Origin of the sequence: Streptomyces sp. NRRL S-495 (genome assembly GCF_000966955.1) — a bacterium.
In the GTDB taxonomy this organism is placed as follows: Bacteria; Actinomycetota; Actinomycetes; order Streptomycetales; family Streptomycetaceae; genus Kitasatospora; species Kitasatospora purpeofusca.
On sequence record NZ_JZWY01000603.1, the window covers coordinates 1 to 1,554 of the forward strand.

Annotated in this window: 3 protein-coding genes; 2 read left to right on the top strand and 1 reads right to left on the bottom strand. The window is 71.4% G+C overall.

Annotated elements, in window-relative coordinates; all coding sequences use genetic code 11:
* Nucleotides 1–77 precede the first annotated feature (77 nt).
* The gene (locus tag VR45_RS28550) at nt 78–587 is read right to left on the bottom strand and encodes a DUF4396 domain-containing protein (RefSeq protein WP_063772559.1); all 510 of its coding nucleotides are present in this window, start codon (nt 585–587) and stop codon (nt 78–80) included.
* Here VR45_RS28550 and VR45_RS50195 point away from each other — a divergent pair.
* Both VR45_RS50195 and VR45_RS28560 read left to right on the top strand, forming a co-directional pair.
* Nucleotides 543–767, top strand: coding sequence for a hypothetical protein (locus VR45_RS50195; RefSeq protein ID WP_199926019.1), 225 nt, complete (start codon nt 543–545; stop codon nt 765–767). The two genes, VR45_RS28550 and VR45_RS50195, sit on opposite strands and share 45 nt — an antisense overlap.
* A gap of 84 nt (nt 768–851) precedes the next feature.
* Nucleotides 852–1,547, top strand: a complete 696-nt coding sequence (locus tag VR45_RS28560) for a class I SAM-dependent methyltransferase (protein WP_045942740.1) — start codon at nt 852–854, stop codon at nt 1,545–1,547.
* Nucleotides 1,548–1,554 lie beyond the last annotated feature (7 nt).

Sequence of the window (1,554 nt, forward strand, 5' to 3'; positions counted from 1 at the left end):
TGCGGAGGGGTCGGCGCGGGCCGCGGCGTCCGGTGCGGCGGGCAGCGCCGGTGGACCGGTCAGTGCTGGTGGGCCGGTCAGTGCTGGTGGTAGGCGTGGACCACGGCGTGGCCGCGCCCCTTGCCGATCATCCACTTGTTGACCGGGACGGTCAGGAGGAAGGCCAGGACCAGCGAACCGGCCAGCGCGAGCCAGAACAGGATGTCGCCGAGACCCGCGTCCATGGCACCGGGCACGGTCACCATCACGCTGTTGTCGATGATCTCCATGACGATGATCGAGACGGTGTCGGCGGCCAGCGCGACCTTCACGGCGGTGCGGACGTCCAGACCCGCCTTGAGCACGCCGCGCATGGTCAGCGCGTAGCCGAAGACGAAGGCCAGCAGGACCGAGAGCACCACGGTGCCGCCGTTGTGCAGGCCGAAGGCGGTGCCCAGCACCATGCCGAGGATCTCGCCGATGGCGCAGCCGGTGAGGCAGTGCAGCGTCGCCTGCGCGGCGGCCGCCCAGGTCACGCCCCCGCCGCCGGTCCCGTGCTGTGCGTGGTGCGCATGCCCCGCATGGTGTTGGTGCTGTTCATGGTTCATGTGCTGCCCATGCTGCTCGTGCTGCCCATGGCCCGCATCGTGCCCGTGGTTCCCGTTGCCGTGGTTCCCATGGTGGCCGTGGTTGTCGTGACCGCTGTGCTGCCGCTCGTGCTGGGCGGGGTGCGCCATGTCGTCCTCCACGTACTCGATCCTTCGCCGTGCTGCCCGGCTCGTCGATGACTGTATACCCCCTGGGGGTATCTGCCAAACATCGTTCGCCCCGCGCTCTTCCCCCCGCGCACCGGCCGTGCTCCGATGGTTCGCATGACCGACGAACGACGCGAGGGATACGACGGCACCGGCCCCGGGGCGATCACCCCGGACGGATGCGCGGTCGAGCTCTACGAACGGTTGCCGATCCGCGACGAGGTCGAGGTGATCGCCGGCGCCGTACCGCCCGGCGCGAGCCTGCTGGAACTCGGCTGCGGCGTCGGCCGGATGACCCACCCGCTGGTGGAACAGGGCTTCCGGGTGACGGCCGTGGACGAGTCGGCGCGGATGCTGGAGCGGATCCGCAGGGCCCGCACGGCGCTCTCCCCGATCGAACGGCTGGACCTCGGCGAACGCTTCGACGTCGTCCTGCTCGCCTCCTTCCTGGTGCACGCCGGCAGCCTCGCCGTCCGCCGGGGCCTGCTGGAGACCTGCCGCCGGCACGTCGCCCCGGACGGCTGCGTGCTCGTCCAGCGCGAGGGCGAGGACTGGCAGACGAACATCCCGCGCGAGCGGGCGCTCGGGGAGAACGGCCTGGTCAGGGTGGAGTCGGCCACACCCCTCGGCGACGGGGTGAACCAGGTCCACGTCGTGTACGAGTTCCCGGACGCCCGGTGGACCCAGACCTTCCCGTCCCGCCCGATGGACCGGCCCGAGTTCGAACAGGCGCTCGCCGAGGCCGGGCTGACGGTCGACACCTATCTGACCGAGGACGGGACCTGGGTGCGGGCCCGGCCGACGGCCGCCTGAGCGGCAC

Excerpts from the sequence above, each read along its gene's own strand:
- VR45_RS28550 (WP_063772559.1), bottom strand. The coding sequence starts at position 587 with ATGAACCATGAACAGCACCAACACCATGCGGGGCATGCGCACCACGCA.
- VR45_RS28560 (WP_045942740.1), top strand. The coding sequence starts at position 852 with ATGACCGACGAACGACGCGAGGGATACGACGGCACCGGCCCCGGGGCG.